13 protein-coding genes are annotated in these 13,991 nt (G+C 40.0%); 6 read left to right on the top strand and 7 right to left on the bottom strand.

Features of this window, described 5'->3' with window-relative positions; all coding sequences use genetic code 11:
- Positions 1-68: 68 nt before the first annotated feature.
- A complete protein-coding gene (locus tag M1E86_RS05650; protein WP_213913456.1) occupies positions 69-764 on the bottom strand; it encodes a carbohydrate-binding family 9-like protein in 696 nt (231 codons plus the stop codon).
- Positions 765-1,131: 367 nt separating this feature from the next.
- Here M1E86_RS05650 and sanA point away from each other — a divergent pair, with 367 nt between their 5' ends.
- Positions 1,132-1,836 carry an outer membrane permeability protein SanA gene (gene sanA / locus M1E86_RS05645; protein WP_125893354.1) on the top strand — a complete coding sequence of 235 codons (705 nt, stop codon included), beginning with the start codon at positions 1,132-1,134 and terminating at the stop codon, positions 1,834-1,836.
- A 20-nt stretch (positions 1,837-1,856) separates the two neighbouring features.
- On the opposite strand, the gene yeiB is transcribed toward sanA, so the two are convergent.
- Together yeiB and folE are read right to left on the bottom strand one after the other, a co-directional pair.
- Positions 1,857-3,002: a DUF418 domain-containing protein YeiB gene (gene yeiB / locus M1E86_RS05640; RefSeq protein ID WP_213913455.1), complete on the bottom strand. Its 1,146-nt coding sequence runs from the start codon at positions 3,000-3,002 to the stop codon at positions 1,857-1,859.
- A 3-nt stretch (positions 3,003-3,005) separates the two neighbouring features.
- Positions 3,006-3,665 carry a GTP cyclohydrolase I FolE gene (gene folE, locus M1E86_RS05635; RefSeq protein ID WP_004256561.1) on the bottom strand — a complete coding sequence of 220 codons (660 nt, stop codon included), beginning with the start codon at positions 3,663-3,665 and terminating at the stop codon, positions 3,006-3,008.
- 449 nt (positions 3,666-4,114) lie between these two features.
- Between folE and moeA the strand changes: the two genes are divergently transcribed.
- The 3 genes from moeA (at position 4,115) to M1E86_RS05620 (ending at position 6,658) form a co-directional block, all read left to right on the top strand.
- On the top strand, positions 4,115-5,356 hold the full coding sequence (moeA, locus tag M1E86_RS05630) for a molybdopterin molybdotransferase MoeA (protein ID WP_125893358.1): 1,242 nt from the start codon (positions 4,115-4,117) through the stop codon (positions 5,354-5,356).
- 5 nt (positions 5,357-5,361) lie between these two features.
- Positions 5,362-6,114 carry a molybdopterin-synthase adenylyltransferase MoeB gene (gene moeB, locus M1E86_RS05625; protein ID WP_213913454.1) on the top strand — a complete coding sequence of 251 codons (753 nt, stop codon included), beginning with the start codon at positions 5,362-5,364 and terminating at the stop codon, positions 6,112-6,114.
- A gap of 208 nt (positions 6,115-6,322) precedes the next feature.
- Entirely contained in the window at positions 6,323-6,658 is a 336-nt protein-coding gene (locus M1E86_RS05620; RefSeq protein WP_004909208.1) for a zinc ribbon domain-containing protein YjdM, read from the top strand.
- 66 nt (positions 6,659-6,724) lie between these two features.
- Here M1E86_RS05620 and M1E86_RS05615 read toward each other — a convergent pair whose 3' ends face one another.
- The 3 genes from M1E86_RS05615 to M1E86_RS05605 form a co-directional block, all read right to left on the bottom strand.
- Positions 6,725-8,323 carry an ABC-F family ATPase gene (locus M1E86_RS05615; protein ID WP_125893362.1) on the bottom strand — a complete coding sequence of 533 codons (1,599 nt, stop codon included), beginning with the start codon at positions 8,321-8,323 and terminating at the stop codon, positions 6,725-6,727.
- Between the two features lie 234 nt (positions 8,324-8,557).
- Positions 8,558-9,016, bottom strand: coding sequence for a GNAT family N-acetyltransferase (locus M1E86_RS05610; RefSeq protein ID WP_213913504.1), 459 nt, complete (start codon positions 9,014-9,016; stop codon positions 8,558-8,560).
- Positions 9,017-9,049: 33 nt separating this feature from the next.
- Positions 9,050-9,625 carry a TIGR00730 family Rossman fold protein gene (locus tag M1E86_RS05605; protein ID WP_426099281.1) on the bottom strand — a complete coding sequence of 192 codons (576 nt, stop codon included), beginning with the start codon at positions 9,623-9,625 and terminating at the stop codon, positions 9,050-9,052.
- A gap of 323 nt (positions 9,626-9,948) precedes the next feature.
- Here M1E86_RS05605 and rhtA point away from each other — a divergent pair, with 323 nt between their 5' ends.
- Positions 9,949-10,836: a threonine/homoserine exporter RhtA gene (rhtA, locus tag M1E86_RS05600; protein WP_125893366.1), complete on the top strand. Its 888-nt coding sequence runs from the start codon at positions 9,949-9,951 to the stop codon at positions 10,834-10,836.
- 324 nt (positions 10,837-11,160) lie between these two features.
- The gene (dps, locus tag M1E86_RS05595; protein ID WP_426099280.1) at positions 11,161-11,664 is read left to right on the top strand and encodes a DNA starvation/stationary phase protection protein Dps; all 504 of its coding nucleotides are present in this window, start codon (positions 11,161-11,163) and stop codon (positions 11,662-11,664) included.
- 140 nt (positions 11,665-11,804) lie between these two features.
- Here the strand turns inward: dps and dinG are convergent, their stop codons facing one another.
- Complete coding sequence (gene dinG, locus M1E86_RS05590) at positions 11,805-13,913, bottom strand: ATP-dependent DNA helicase DinG (protein WP_213913453.1); 2,109 nt, start codon at positions 13,911-13,913, stop codon at positions 11,805-11,807.
- Positions 13,914-13,991 lie beyond the last annotated feature (78 nt).

Here is a 13,991-nt window from a genome sequence, read left to right as displayed (position 1 = left end):
TATGATCTTTCTCACAATAATAGGTTTGTATTGAAAAATACCGGTGACGAAAGCCACCGGCGATAGCCCTATTTTACGAACTTACAGGTTCCGAAGGCGGATGGGATGTGAAAATCAGGTTTAACGGAATCAGGTTTGATCCAGCTAATCCATTTACGCACTTGCTTAGGTTCACCCGCGCTGAACTCTCCACGCAAAATGGCACACATTAGTGTCTGCTTGTCCGCGTCTTGCCATAAATTGAGTTTGGTAAATTCATCCAAATCAATTTTTCCCGTTAATACATAACCATTTGGCGTTATTTCACCCACGGTTTGTAATGTCTCCCAGTTCCAACTTGGATCAACTTCACGGTAATAATTAGCTTTTGCATCGAAAGTACGCCCTTTCGGGTCCATTTCAGCCGTGTAATAAGGTTTTAATTCAGGGCTAGTCGCAAAAAAGAGTTCGACTCGGTCAGAATCTAACACCGCTTGGTCTTTATCTGGGTTATCACCTAACTGAATATCTTTATCGTCTGCAATAAAGCGGAAATATAATGCGTCATCACTCCATAAAGCGCGAAAATCTGTTTTAGGAGCTGCTTCCTTTTCCCATGGGTAAGTAAAATCGGTTAATACCTCTGCTTTTTCCCAAACTTCCGTACTTTTAGTCGCATCATCGAGTGATTTTAACTGAGCGGTATGATTGATTTGGTACTCTTTCGCCGCCACACCCGCGGTAACAAATACAGCGCTCACGGCTAATAATGTCGTTAGTTTCATACTTTCCTCACCTATCTAATTAAAGATCTGCTATCCACAAAAAACCATCAAAGAAACAATATTTCACTTCAAAATAAAAATATAGAATTAAAATTTCATAATATATAGCTTCATTCCATAAAAACTACCATGATGTGAAGCTACTCACTCTTTGATGAGAACGTGATTTATCTTTTTCATCCAATGTCTGATTAATTTTGATTCAATTATTAGGCTTAATATTAGTCAACTTTGATTAGTGTGTAGACATTGACATGACTTTACGTTACGCGACTTGCGTCACTAATTTAAGTCAAGTAGCCTAGAGACACAGGCCTACTGAGGCTAACAATTTCGGATTATGACTCTTTATTATCAAGGCTAGGACATGAGGAAACGTCTGTTTTTTGGTCTTATTATTCTTGCAGGGATCGCATTTACGACCATAATGTTGCTTGATCGCTGGATAAGCTGGGATACCGCCCCCTATATCTATGAAGATGTAGAAAAATTGCCTGCGCGCGATGTCGGGATGGTACTTGGTACATCCAAATATTATGCCTCTGGAGTTAATAATCTCTATTATACCTATCGCATTAAAGGTGCGGCTGAGGCATACCACAGTGGAAAAGTGAAATATTTGCTCCTCAGTGGTGATAATGGGGCTCATAATTACAATGAGCCAATCAACATGCGCAAAGATTTAATTAAAGAAGGGGTTCCAGCCTCTAAAATTGTGCTCGATTTTGCTGGTTTTAGGACATTAGACTCCGTAGTACGCACGAAAAAAGTGTTTGATACCGATAATTTTACGATTATTACCCAGCGTTTTCATTGTGAACGAGCGGTCTTTATCGCCAAACATAAAGGCATTGATGCACAATGTTTAGCGGTTCCGACACCTTCTGGGATGTATAAAGTGAGAGTACGTGAAGTGTTTGCACGGCTAGGCGCTTTAGCAGATTTATATATCTTAAAACGGGAACCTAAATTTTTAGGTGAACAAGAATCAATCCCAGCCCCGATTAAAATGCCTGCTGGAATTAAAGGCTATCCGGCGGTTTCACCGGATGAAGTCAATAAATTGAAGTAGATATATAGGTAGATGAATACTCATCTACCTATTAACTTCACTGTTAATTTGCGCCAACACCATTCAAGTGGGCCTTGCCTGAAAAATATCAACCAATAATAAGAAAACAATATATTTATTCCCCAAATAATGGGAACCAAGACAATTAATTCAAACCGTGTAAATTGACCAAAATAGCCTAATTGGTAAAACAGTGTGGTGCAAATTAGCGTTTGCAAAATATAATTACTCAGCGCCACCCGCCCCACATATTGCAGTCCATGGATTACCTTGCTATTTGTGATTTTTTCCCAAAAACCATATACCAAAGCGATATATCCTAAAGATTGGAATGGAATAACTAGCTCATTAATAATGTAACCAATGATCGACGTTGAAAAATAACTCCAATTAAATTGGCTTTGCATGTATAGCGAAAATATTTGGACTAATATCGATGGCAAGATAAATATGTAGGCTGTTTTACGATAGTGTTGAGCGCTAAATTGCCCTTGCAACCAACCATTTTTCATTAATAGTGCGCCAATAATCATCAATGCCGCTAATTGCCAGCCATATTGGATAACCAACATTTCAACCATTTTTAGCATCTCTGACGCACGATAAAGCACGCCATCCATTCCCCCCGAGGTATGCATCGCATATTCAAATGCCAGTTGCTCATCCGAGGCTTGCCAAAAACCGGAAGGGTCCACGCTACTCCCCAACATGAGCAAGATAACTAACCCAATCAAATAGATTGATAGTGCTATTTTCAATAAAAAACCATCATCATATTGATTAAGCAAATAGGTTACCAACAAGCCGGTTAATGCATAAGCCAACAGAATATCACCATCCCAAAATCCAACCCCATGGATCACCCCGAATAGGGCTAAAACAGATAAACGGCACCGGTTCCAACGAAGAGAGCGAGACTGTAATAAAGCAAGTGTTGCTCCAAATAGGATTGAAAAAATCGCGAGAACTTTACCTTGAAAAAGGACATTGAAAACACCCCAGAGATAGGCCTCTGAATCGGATGTTGTATTGGTATAATAAGGGTTTAAATACGCTGCTTGTGGTAAAGCAAATGCAAAGATATTCATTAGCAGAATACCTAAAATTGCTATACCACGAACAGCGTCAAGTTGGTCAATGCGGCTTGACGGTGTCGTTGTTGTCATAAATTATAAGTGACGAACTGCACGCAAAAATTCTTGCCGTGTATTTTGGCTTGATTTAAATAACCCACCAAGTGACGTTGTTGTTGTTGCACTTGTCGCGTCGCGAATACCACGTGCTTTAACGCAATAATGCACCGCATCTATACAAACTGCCACATTTGTTGTTCCTAATAATGTTTGCAAAGCAACCAAAATTTGTTGCGTTAAGCGTTCTTGCACTTGTGGGCGCTGTGAGAAAAATTGCACAATGCGATTAATTTTCGATAAACCAATCACTTTGTCTTTTGGAATATAGGCAACCGTAGCCTTTCCATCAATCGTAACAAAATGGTGTTCACAGGTACTTGTGAGCGTAATATCACGCACCGTGACCATTTCATCCACTTTCATTTTATTTTCAATTAAAGTGATTTTTGGAAAGTTTGCGTAATCAAGTCCTGAAAAAATTTCATCAACATACATTTTTGCGATACGACGAGGGGTATCAGCTAAACTGTCATCGGTTAAATCCAAATTTAGCAGCGTCATGATCTCTGTCATGTGCCCTTCAATCAGTTTCTTACGTTCGTCGCCTGACTTTGGCTGGATACGTAAAGGCGTTTCTAAGCCTCTAGCCTCCAGCGCGGCATGAACTAATTCGGCCTCTTTACTCAGAGATGACATGTGATCCTCCACAAATGGTATAACTATTTTTATAAAATGCAGGTGTGCGGTACTCTAAAACAGCAGGTACAGATAATCCAGTACAACATAGATAATTGCCGTGAAATAATTGCATTTAACCCTGCAATTCATTCACCCAATGAATGCTTTCTTTAAACGGTTTTACACCTTATATAACGTGATTTGTAGCACATTTTTTATCAATCCTTTAACCTTGAATGGTGAGAAACCAATAACCCGCCAATAAGTAACACAATAAATAACCTAAGCATTAACCATTCTGTGCATAATTTTGCCTGTAATAATGCCACCTTCTTGGTTAAATCTGACCAAAAGCTATCTGTAATCAATTTCTATTCATTCACCCATTAATGGATTTCTGCCATAATATGCATTACGAACACATTTTAAAGCCTCAAGGCAGATAACAATAATGAGGGTCATTATTTATGGATCAGTGTCATACTAACGATTTGATTTCTCTAGATGTTGCATTGGAAAAATTACTATCTCAAACGAAAACCGTCACAGATACCGAAATCATTCCACTGACCTCCTCTGCACAGCGCATCATTGCGACAGACCTAATTTCCCCTATCAATGTTCCGCCATTTGATAATTCTGCGATGGATGGTTATGGCTTACGTTTTGCCGACTGGGATGGTAAAACACCAATGCCTGTAGCGGGTAAATCTTTTGCGGGCAACCCAATGGAAGGCGAACTCAAAGCAGGTTGCTGCGTGCGTATTATGACAGGCGCACCCATTCCTCAAGGTGTGGACACCGTTGTGATGCAAGAGTCTACAGAGCAAACTGAACAAGGTATTGTATTCACCCAGCCCATTAAACAAGGCAGTAATATTCGTAAAGCAGGAGAAGATATTGCCCAAGGTAGTGCGGTATTCTCTACTGGCACTTTATTAACGACCGCTCAGTTGCCTTTAATTGCTTCACTAGGTATTGCAGATGTCACCGTATATCGTCGCCTTAAAGTTGCCGTTTTTTCAACGGGTGATGAACTGCAAGCGGTTGGCCTTCCTTTAGCAGATGGGCAAATTTATGATACTAACCGCTTTACCGTCCGTCTGATGCTGGAAAAACTTAACTGCGAAGTACTCGATTTAGGTGTGATACCGGACTCGCCAGAAAAACTCAAACAAACCTTTATCGAAGCTAACCAACACGCTGATTTAGTGATCAGTAGTGGTGGCGTTTCCGTGGGTGAAGCCGACTATACCAAACAAATTTTGGATGAATTAGGCACCATTGGTTTTTGGAAGTTAGCTATAAAACCAGGAAAACCCTTTGCATTTGGCAAGCTGAGTGACGCTTGGTTTTGTGGTCTACCGGGGAACCCTGTTTCCGCGGCGCTCACCTTCTACCAATTGGTTCAACCGCTGATTGCTCGCCTTTCAGGGCACAGCCAATGGCGCGCTCCGTTACGCTTTAAGGTTCCAGTTACTACTGCGTTGAAGAAAAGCCCAGGACGTTTAGATTTTCAACGTGGCATTCTAAGTACCAATGAACAAGGGCAGTTGCAAGTCGCCACAACGGGCCACCAAGGCTCACACGTGTTTAGTTCATTTAGTTTAGCTAACTGCTTTATTGTCCTTGAACGAGAGCGTGGGCGTGTTGAAGCCGGTGAAATGGTTGAAGTCGAAATGTTTAACTATTTATTAAAAAGTGAATAATAACTGTGCAAGAGCTTAGCGATCTGGAAATGTTGCGGTATAACCGTCAAATCATCCTCCGTGGGTTTGATTTCGATGGGCAAGAAAAACTTAAAGCTGGTAAAGTGCTGGTTATTGGCCTCGGCGGTTTAGGCTGCGCAGCAACGCAATACCTTGCCGCTGCGGGTGTCGGTCACCTGACATTGGTGGATTTCGACACCGTGTCATTATCTAACTTGCAACGGCAAGTGTTGCATCGTGATGCAACCATTGATATACCAAAAGTTGATTCTGCGAAAACACAGCTTGCTGCCATTAACCCACATATTCAAATTGACACCGTCAATGCACAGCTAGATGATGTGCAACTTGATGAATTAATCGCACATCATGATGTGATCTTAGACTGCACCGATAACGTCGCCATTCGTGAACAGCTCAATCGCTTATGTTTACCACGGAAAAAACCATTGGTTTCAGGTGCAGCCATCCGTATGGAAGGGCAATTATCTGTTTTCACTTATGAAGAAAGCACCCCTTGTTATCACTGTTTAAGCCGTTTATTTGGTGAAAATAACTTAACTTGTGTGGAAGCAGGGGTTATGTCCCCTTTAGTGGGTACCATTGGTACGCTAGAAGCGATGGAAACCATTAAATTATTAGCTAATTATGGGAAAGTTAACTCAGGAAAAGTATTGTTATTTGATGCAATGACCATGGATTTTCGCCAATTTAAACTTAGCAAAGACCCCCATTGTGAAGTCTGTGCTAAAGGCTAACGGCTAAATTTTCGAGCAAGTTGACTTTTTTCATCATTCAGGCGAGGTTTTCTCGCCTTTTACCTATTTTCACCATATCAAAATTAAGAATAATCTGAAAAAATAATTTAATTGTCCTTTCACCTTATACTATCTCTCTTTTGTGGTGCTTGATGGTTTAAATATCACCACTGTTTATTCTTTTGATAAAGTTACTGAGAGTATGAATATGCAATTCCCTCCTTGCCCGAAATGCCAGTCTGAATACACCTATACTGATAACGATATGTATATCTGCCCTGAGTGCGCGCATGAATGGAATGATGCCGAGCCTGTAGCTGATATTGATGAATTGATTGTAAAAGATGCCAATGGCAACCTGCTAGCTGATGGCGATACCATCACCGTGATTAAAGATCTCAAAGTCAAAGGTAGCTCTTCAATGCTAAAAATCGGTACCCGCGTTAAAGGTATCCGTTTGGTCGAGGGCGACCACAATATCGACTGTAAGATTGATGGTTTCGGTCAAATGAAATTGAAATCTGAGTTTGTGAAGAAAAACTAAGTTTACTTCGCCCATTAAAAAGCCCTCAAAATTGAGGGCTTTTTGTTTTTCATCCAAAAACCAGATTTAAAGAACGACACCTTGGCTTGTCAGGTATTCATCATAACTACCTTTGAAATCAATTACTTTATCTTCTTTGATTTCTAAAATACGGCTCGCTAACGAGCTAACAAACTCACGGTCATGGGAAACGAAAATTAACGTTCCTTTGTATAATTCGAGGGCTAAGTTTAATGACTCGATGGATTCCATATCCAAGTGGTTGGTTGGTTCATCCATAATCAAAATGTTTGGCTGTTGCATCATTAACTTGCCAAATAACATACGCCCTTGTTCACCACCGGATAACACTTTAACTTTCTTTTTAATGTCATCTTGAGAAAACAGTAAACGGCCTAAAATACTGCGCACCGCTTGCTCGTCATCCCCTTCATTTTTCCACTGACTCATCCAGTCAAACACGGTTAAATCTGTTTCAAAATCTTCTGCGTGGTCTTGGGCATAGTAACCAATGTTACTGTTTTCTGACCATTTAACCATTCCGCTCGTTGCAGGCTGCTCGCCCACCAACGTTTTTAAGAATGTCGTTTTACCGATACCATTAGCACCAATAACCGCCATTTTTTCGCCAACTTCCAATAATAAATTGACGTTTTTGAATAATGGCCCTTGATCATAACCATTGGTCACTGCTTCTAATTCAAGTGCATTTCGGAACAATTTTTTCTCTTGTTCAAAACGAATGAATGGGTTTTGACGGCTAGACGCTTTCACCTCATCCAATTGAATTTTATCAATTTGACGTGCACGAGAAGTCGCTTGTTTCGACTTAGAGGCATTCGCGCTAAAGCGGCTAACGAAAGACTGTAATTCAGCAATTTGCGCTTTTTTCTTCGCGTTATCCGATAATAGGCGCTCACGCGCTTGGGTTGCCGCAATCATATATTCATCATAGTTACCTGTGAATAAACGCAATTCACCGTAATCTAGGTCAGCCATGTGCGTACATACGGTATTCAAAAAGTGCCTATCATGGGAAATAATGATCATCGTGCAGTTACGATCGTTCAGCACTTGCTCTAACCAACGAATCGTATCGATATCCAAGTTGTTCGTCGGCTCATCGAGTAATAAAATATCTGGGTCAGAAAATAGGGCTTGTGCCAACAGTACACGCAGTTTCCAGCCAGGTGCAACTTCACTCATCGGCCCATAGTGTTGTTCGACAGGAATACCTACACCCAACAATAATTCACCGGCACGAGCTTCCGCGCTATAACCGTCCATTTCACCATAAGCGACCTCGAGATCAGCCACTCGGTAGCCGTCTTCTTCGCTCATTTCAGGTAAGGCGTAGATTCTATCGCGCTCTTGTTTGACGTCCCACAGCTCGCTATGACCCATAATCACGGTATCAAGTACGGTAAATTCTTCAAATGCGAACTGATCTTGGCGAAGTTTACCAATACGCTCATTTGGATCAGTCGTGCTCACATTTCCAGCTGTAGGGGTTAAATCTCCCCCTAAGATCTTCATAAATGTGGATTTACCCGCGCCATTTGCGCCGATCAAACCATAACGGTTGCCTGTGCCAAATTTAACTGAAATGTTTTCAAACAGTGGCTTACTGCCAAACTGCATAGTGATATTGTTCGTTGTTAACACTGCTATGCCTTAAATTAAACGGTGTAAAATAGCCTGCGATGATTAGAGGCCCATGACTGCGGCGTGCAAAACAACCCAAAATAGTGATTTGAGCAGCGAAATACATTCCATGCATGGTCATTAGAGTACGACAGGTATAAATAGCGGCGCATTATGCCATATTACGCCGCTTAGATCTTGTGCTGTTTTCAGCAAATTGATTAACACGGAAGGAAAGGCTGACTAAATGCCAAACTAAAGCGTGATCCCCATAGTACGGCTGATTTCTGTTAGCCCTTCTCGTTCATAAAACTTAATGGCTTTACGATTTTGCGCTAATACCGACAGCTCCAAGTGGCTAAACTGCCTACTCTTCGCCCATGCTTTCATGCCATCGAGTAATTTTTGTCCTGCTTTTTCACCACGGAAATTGGGGTCAACCACTAAGTCAAAAATATAACCAAAATTTCGAGGAACAATGCAGTTATAAGGATCTGAAACTTGTTGTTGCGCGATGCAAAAACCTTTAATCTCACCGTTAAATACAGCAACTAACAAATAAAATTTATCATCGATAATCGCATTTTCAATAAATTCCCCAGCCTGCTCTGCAGGTTGTAAGCGCTCAGGGTCAAGCAGTGCCATTTCCGAAAACAAAATTTGGTAAAGCGATAAAATGGATTCTATATCACTTTTAATAGCTTCCCTTATCAGCATGCATTCCTCTCTGTGATTTTGATATTAACGCTAGTCGTAGGTTTTAATTGGTGGGGCAACATAAGATTCAAAACTTTCTAATAACTCAGCGGAAGAATCATTCACAATCGCCATATGACGATATTTCTCATGTAGGAAACCTTCATCCGCCATTTTATTTGTCATATCTATCAATGGTTGCCAATAATTATTAATATTAAACAACGCACATGGCTTAGTATGTAAACCAATTTGGCTCCAAGTAAAGACTTCTGCGTACTCTTCAAGCGTGCCATAACCGCCAGGTAAAGCGACAAAAGCATCGGCAAGTTCAATCATTTTACTTTTACGCTGATGCATCGTTTCAACTTTATACAGCTCAGTTAAATTCTTATGAGAAATTTCACGTTCTTCTAGCAATGATGGGATCACACCAATCGCCTTACCACCTAATGACAATACGGTATCAGCAACCATTCCCATAATCCCCACACTCGCTCCACCATAGACTAACGTGATATCACGTTTAACCATTTCTTTAGCAAACTCAATGGCTTTTTGTTGATAGACCTTATTTTTTCCCATACTGGAACCACAATACACTGCAATACTTTTAATTTTTTCCATTTGTTCCTCATTTTCCATTTTTATTGTGACTTTTTAGTTAGAGCACTAAATTATACGAGCCTAATAAAGAAGCTCAAGCTTCACTCTTCGCCATAATAAAATGAGACTAATTCATGTTTATAGCACTGCTATTCACCTAAACCAACATGTTGGCAACCAATAGAGCACATTTACCCCCTTATTCTATATAGCTAAACCATAAACAAATATAAAGCCGTGCTGTTTTATGAGATAATCTTTAAGAAATTATTTTTCATCACTGAATAATTATTTTCTAAATATTTATTATCAATTAAGTTACGTTTTCCGAGGTTTACTTATTTATGTCTGCCGACACTAAAAAGAGCGCGTTTCCGCTATTACCTATAGGGTTATTACTGCTTGCTATGACCTCTATTCAAAGCGGAGCTTCTTTAGCTAAAACTTTATTTCCTGTTATCGGCGCTCCCGGTGTTACTGGTTTACGTTTATTGCTTGCTACGATTATATTATTTGTTATTTTTAAACCTTGGCGTTTAAAATTCAGAAGAAGCTCGTTAGTTCCACTGCTAGCCTACGGCTTATCCCTAGGTACGATGAATTATTTATTTTACCTTTCCCTTGAGCGCATTCCATTAGGAATAGCCGTTGCACTAGAGTTCACTGGCCCTTTAGCTGTTGCAATGTTCTCCTCCCGCCGTCCAATTGATTTTTTGTGGATAGCCCTTGTTATCGTTGGGTTACTATTTTTGCTTCCAATTGGCGATAATATTGAGTCCATTGATACACTCGGTGCCATCTATGCTCTCGGAGCTGGTGTCTGTTGGGGATTGTATATTATATTTGGCCAACGAGCGGGAGCCGGCTATGGTGCGGCCACCGTGGCTATCGGTTCATTTATTTCTGCGATGATTTTCTTCCCGATCGGCTTAATGCAAACCGGGGTAGAAGTGATGTTTGATCCCTCAATTTTACCCATTGCACTAGCAGTCGCGATTTTATCAACCGCATTTCCTTATACATTAGAAATGATCGCGCTAACGCGTTTGCCTGCCCGAACTTTTGGTACATTGATGAGCCTTGAACCTTGTATGGGCGCATTTTTAGGAATTGTTTTCCTAAATGAGCACTTAACGATGACTCAATGGTTAGCATTATTATGTATTGTTTGTGCTTCTATTGGTTCCACCTCTACAGCGGTGCCAAAGTCAAAAATCGAAAAAGTGACCTAGCCACGAAATCTATAACAAAGAAGACCGATTAGGTTAATAAATTCGACATGTTGATATTTATTAACCTTTTTTCGTGTAAAGATTTATTCATCAATTTGAAATAATCATTTTTTATTTTTATTTTATTATCTAATTTTGGTTATAGCACTTATTGCTAAAAATAATCAGTATTCAAGATCCACAATAAAACAACAGTTAATAAAATATATCGAATAGACCTATTATACTAATCGTTTATTACATTATGACAAAGCCGTTAGATTGTTTTATATTTATTCACAGATGAGGTTACTAGACAAATTCATATTTAAGAGAGGATGAATCATGAGCACAGCTAAATTATTTAAAGCATCTTCAACTGAACTTTTATATACCCGTAATGATATGGAAGACAGTGTAAAATTGGAAACCATTGGAATTCTTAATGTTATGGTGGTCCATTTTACCGATCTCTCTCTAATGACTAAACAAGCCCACTGGAATATGCGCGGCCGCAATTTTATCGCTGTACATGAAATGTTAGATGGCTTTAGGACTACGTTAGTAGAACACTTAGATGAATTCGCTGAACGTGCTGTTCAATTGGGTGGTGTTGCTATTGGTACAACCCAAGAGGTTAACTGCTTCACATCATTAGAAGCTTACCCAATTAATATTCACAGTGTACAAGACCATTTGAAAGCATTAGCAGACCGTTATGCGGTTGTCGCGAATGATATCCGTAGAGCCATCGATGAAGTAGAAGACGAAGACACTGCAGATATGTTTACTGCGGCTTCCCGCGATATGGATAAATTCCTCTGGTTTTTAGAAGCGAATATTGAGTAATGTCGTAAATAGAGTCAATTATAATTGACCAGTGGCCACTGAAAAGTGGCCATTTTATTTTATGATAATTAACAATAAATCAAACCTTTATTGCAATTAAGTCACTTAAAAATAAAACACGTTAACTTAATGATTATTATTTACTGTTTTTTAGGTATTTCGGGTTGTTCTATCGGAAATACAGGTAATGCATTTAATAGCCTTTTACCATAATTTTTAGTTAGCAAACGTTTATCATAAATAATAATTTCACCATAACACTCATGACTACGTATTAGCCTGCCAGCTTGCTGTATTAAATTAAATGAAGCGCTTGGTAAACTTTGTACTTCAAATGGGTATCTCTTCAACGATTTCAACCAATCCCCTTCGGTGATGATTACCGGGTTTGTTACTGGTGGAAATGCAATTTTATGAATATGGACCTGAGTTAAATATTCCCCTTTTAGGTCTAACCCCTCTGCAAACGATTGTAAACCAATTAAGGCACTAGCTTGCCCTTGGTTAATTCTTTCACAATGAGTTTCAACTAATCGGTAACGAGGTTGATCTCCTTGAACTAAAAGCTGTAAACGTAAATCTTTTACGTGCTCAAGAAAACCTTCCATCGCTCTTTGGCTACTAAATAAAACCAGTACTCCGCGGTGAGTATTTTGAGTGAATTGCTCGCGGAAAAATACCGCCATTTCTGCTAAGTGTTCAGCTTCATTATTAATAGTTGGCTCATATTCCATTTTAGGAATAATAATTTTTCCTTGCTCAACATGGTTAAAAGGAGAAGACAATGTCACAAAGCGGTCATCACTTTTTTCGGATAACCCAGTAAGTTCCATAAAACGTGAATAACTGTTCAACGATCTCAGTGTTGCCGAGGTAATGACAATATGAGGCACGTTACGCCATAACAAATGTTGTAACTGTTCACTTACTCGGATCCCTGCGCAATGCATAAAGAAACGCGATTGGTTTTTCTCATAACGCCGACTTAACCATTTTGACACAGGGGCACCTGAACTTTGCTCTAATGCCGCCAACCGCCAAAGTTTCGACATGTTTTCAAAGTACCCCATTGCCCTACTAGTCACAATAATGGAGCGATGTAAGCGGACAATATCTTGCTTCGCAGTTTGTTCCGTCAAATCATTTAAGATGGCTTCCGCCAGTCCCTGTAATGCATCAGTTTGCTTAAACAAGGCTTGACAGCTCAGTTGCATAGCTTCAGGCAATACTCCAAGCGGAAATAAATATTCAGTTTCTTTTGATGTCTCTGGTAATAATGCATTCGCTAATAATGAAAAATCGCGAAATGTTTCACGCAATTTTTCTGCGTGCTGCTGTAACCGCTCAGGATTAGCTAGCTTTGGTGGCTTCACGGGACGAAATTGCCCCATATATTGCCCAACATGCTGAATAAAGCTATCAAGCTGTGCCGTTAATTGCACTAACGTAATCTCGCCTTCCACTTCAAGGGCATCCCTCGCAACGTCTGGGACATGGTGGCCTTCATCAAGCACTAATAATAAATTTTTTGGGTCCGGCAAAACCGACTCACTCTCCATTGCAGCCATAACCAATGCATGGTTAGCAACCACCACATCGGCATCTTCGATTTCCCGCCTAGCAATAAAAAATGGACACCGCTGATAAAATTGGCAATTACGCCCCAGACAATTCATTTTATCAGTACTAACTTTACGCCATAAACTATCACTAAATGCACGTTTGTGGTGATCCCTTAACCCGTCCCATGCAAAGCTCTGAAAATCATGCCTCAGTTGCTGACAAATTGCCCGCTCTTCACTATTCGCTATTTCTGTTTTATCTTCCACCAATAACATTAAATCAATTTGTTCGCCTTCTGCTGCACAAATAGCTTCTAAATTGCGCGGACAAACATAACGAGCACGCCCAAATGCCCCCGTATATTTTAGATCAGGAATAATTTTGCTTAATAACGGTAAATCTTTACTATAAATTTGGTCTTGTAGCGCCACATTTGCCGTACTGACTACTAAGGTTTTGCCTTCTTCCCTACCAACGGCAATCCCCGGTATTAAATAAGATAGCGTTTTCCCCACCCCTGTAGGGGCCTCTATGACCAAATGGCGACCATCATCATCAGCTAGATTTTTTGCGACTTGCGCGATCATCTCCCGCTGTGGGGCTCGGGAAACAAACCCATCAATTTGTACGGACAACCCTTTATACCACTGAGTTATTTGTTCTTTAGTTTTCTTTGACAGGGACATAAATTGTGCAGGTGACCAAAGTTAAGATGAAAAATAACGAAGCCGACAACAGAACGAAATATGAAAAAGATGCTTTTG

Source organism: Providencia sp. PROV200, from assembly GCF_049901995.1.
Classification (GTDB): Bacteria; Pseudomonadota; Gammaproteobacteria; order Enterobacterales; family Enterobacteriaceae; genus Providencia; species Providencia rettgeri_E.
The sequence above is the reverse complement of the archived record's forward strand: the minus strand, read 5'-3'. Positions and strand labels throughout refer to the sequence as shown.

What these genes read in the sequence shown, in the direction of transcription:
- dinG (WP_213913453.1), bottom strand. Translation starts at nt 13,913, where the DNA reads ATGTCCCTGTCAAAGAAAACTAAAGAACAAATAACTCAGTGGTATAAA.
- folE (WP_004256561.1), bottom strand. Translation starts at nt 3,665, where the DNA reads ATGTCATCTCTGAGTAAAGAGGCCGAATTAGTTCATGCCGCGCTGGAG.
- dps (WP_426099280.1), top strand. Translation starts at nt 11,161, where the DNA reads ATGAGCACAGCTAAATTATTTAAAGCATCTTCAACTGAACTTTTATAT.
- yeiB (WP_213913455.1), bottom strand. Translation starts at nt 3,002, where the DNA reads ATGACAACAACGACACCGTCAAGCCGCATTGACCAACTTGACGCTGTT.
- moeA (WP_125893358.1), top strand. Translation starts at nt 4,115, where the DNA reads ATGGATCAGTGTCATACTAACGATTTGATTTCTCTAGATGTTGCATTG.
- M1E86_RS05620 (WP_004909208.1), top strand. Translation starts at nt 6,323, where the DNA reads ATGCAATTCCCTCCTTGCCCGAAATGCCAGTCTGAATACACCTATACT.
- M1E86_RS05605 (WP_426099281.1), bottom strand. Translation starts at nt 9,625, where the DNA reads ATGGAAAAAATTAAAAGTATTGCAGTGTATTGTGGTTCCAGTATGGGA.
- rhtA (WP_125893366.1), top strand. Translation starts at nt 9,949, where the DNA reads ATGTCTGCCGACACTAAAAAGAGCGCGTTTCCGCTATTACCTATAGGG.
- sanA (WP_125893354.1), top strand. Translation starts at nt 1,132, where the DNA reads ATGAGGAAACGTCTGTTTTTTGGTCTTATTATTCTTGCAGGGATCGCA.
- M1E86_RS05650 (WP_213913456.1), bottom strand. Translation starts at nt 764, where the DNA reads ATGAAACTAACGACATTATTAGCCGTGAGCGCTGTATTTGTTACCGCG.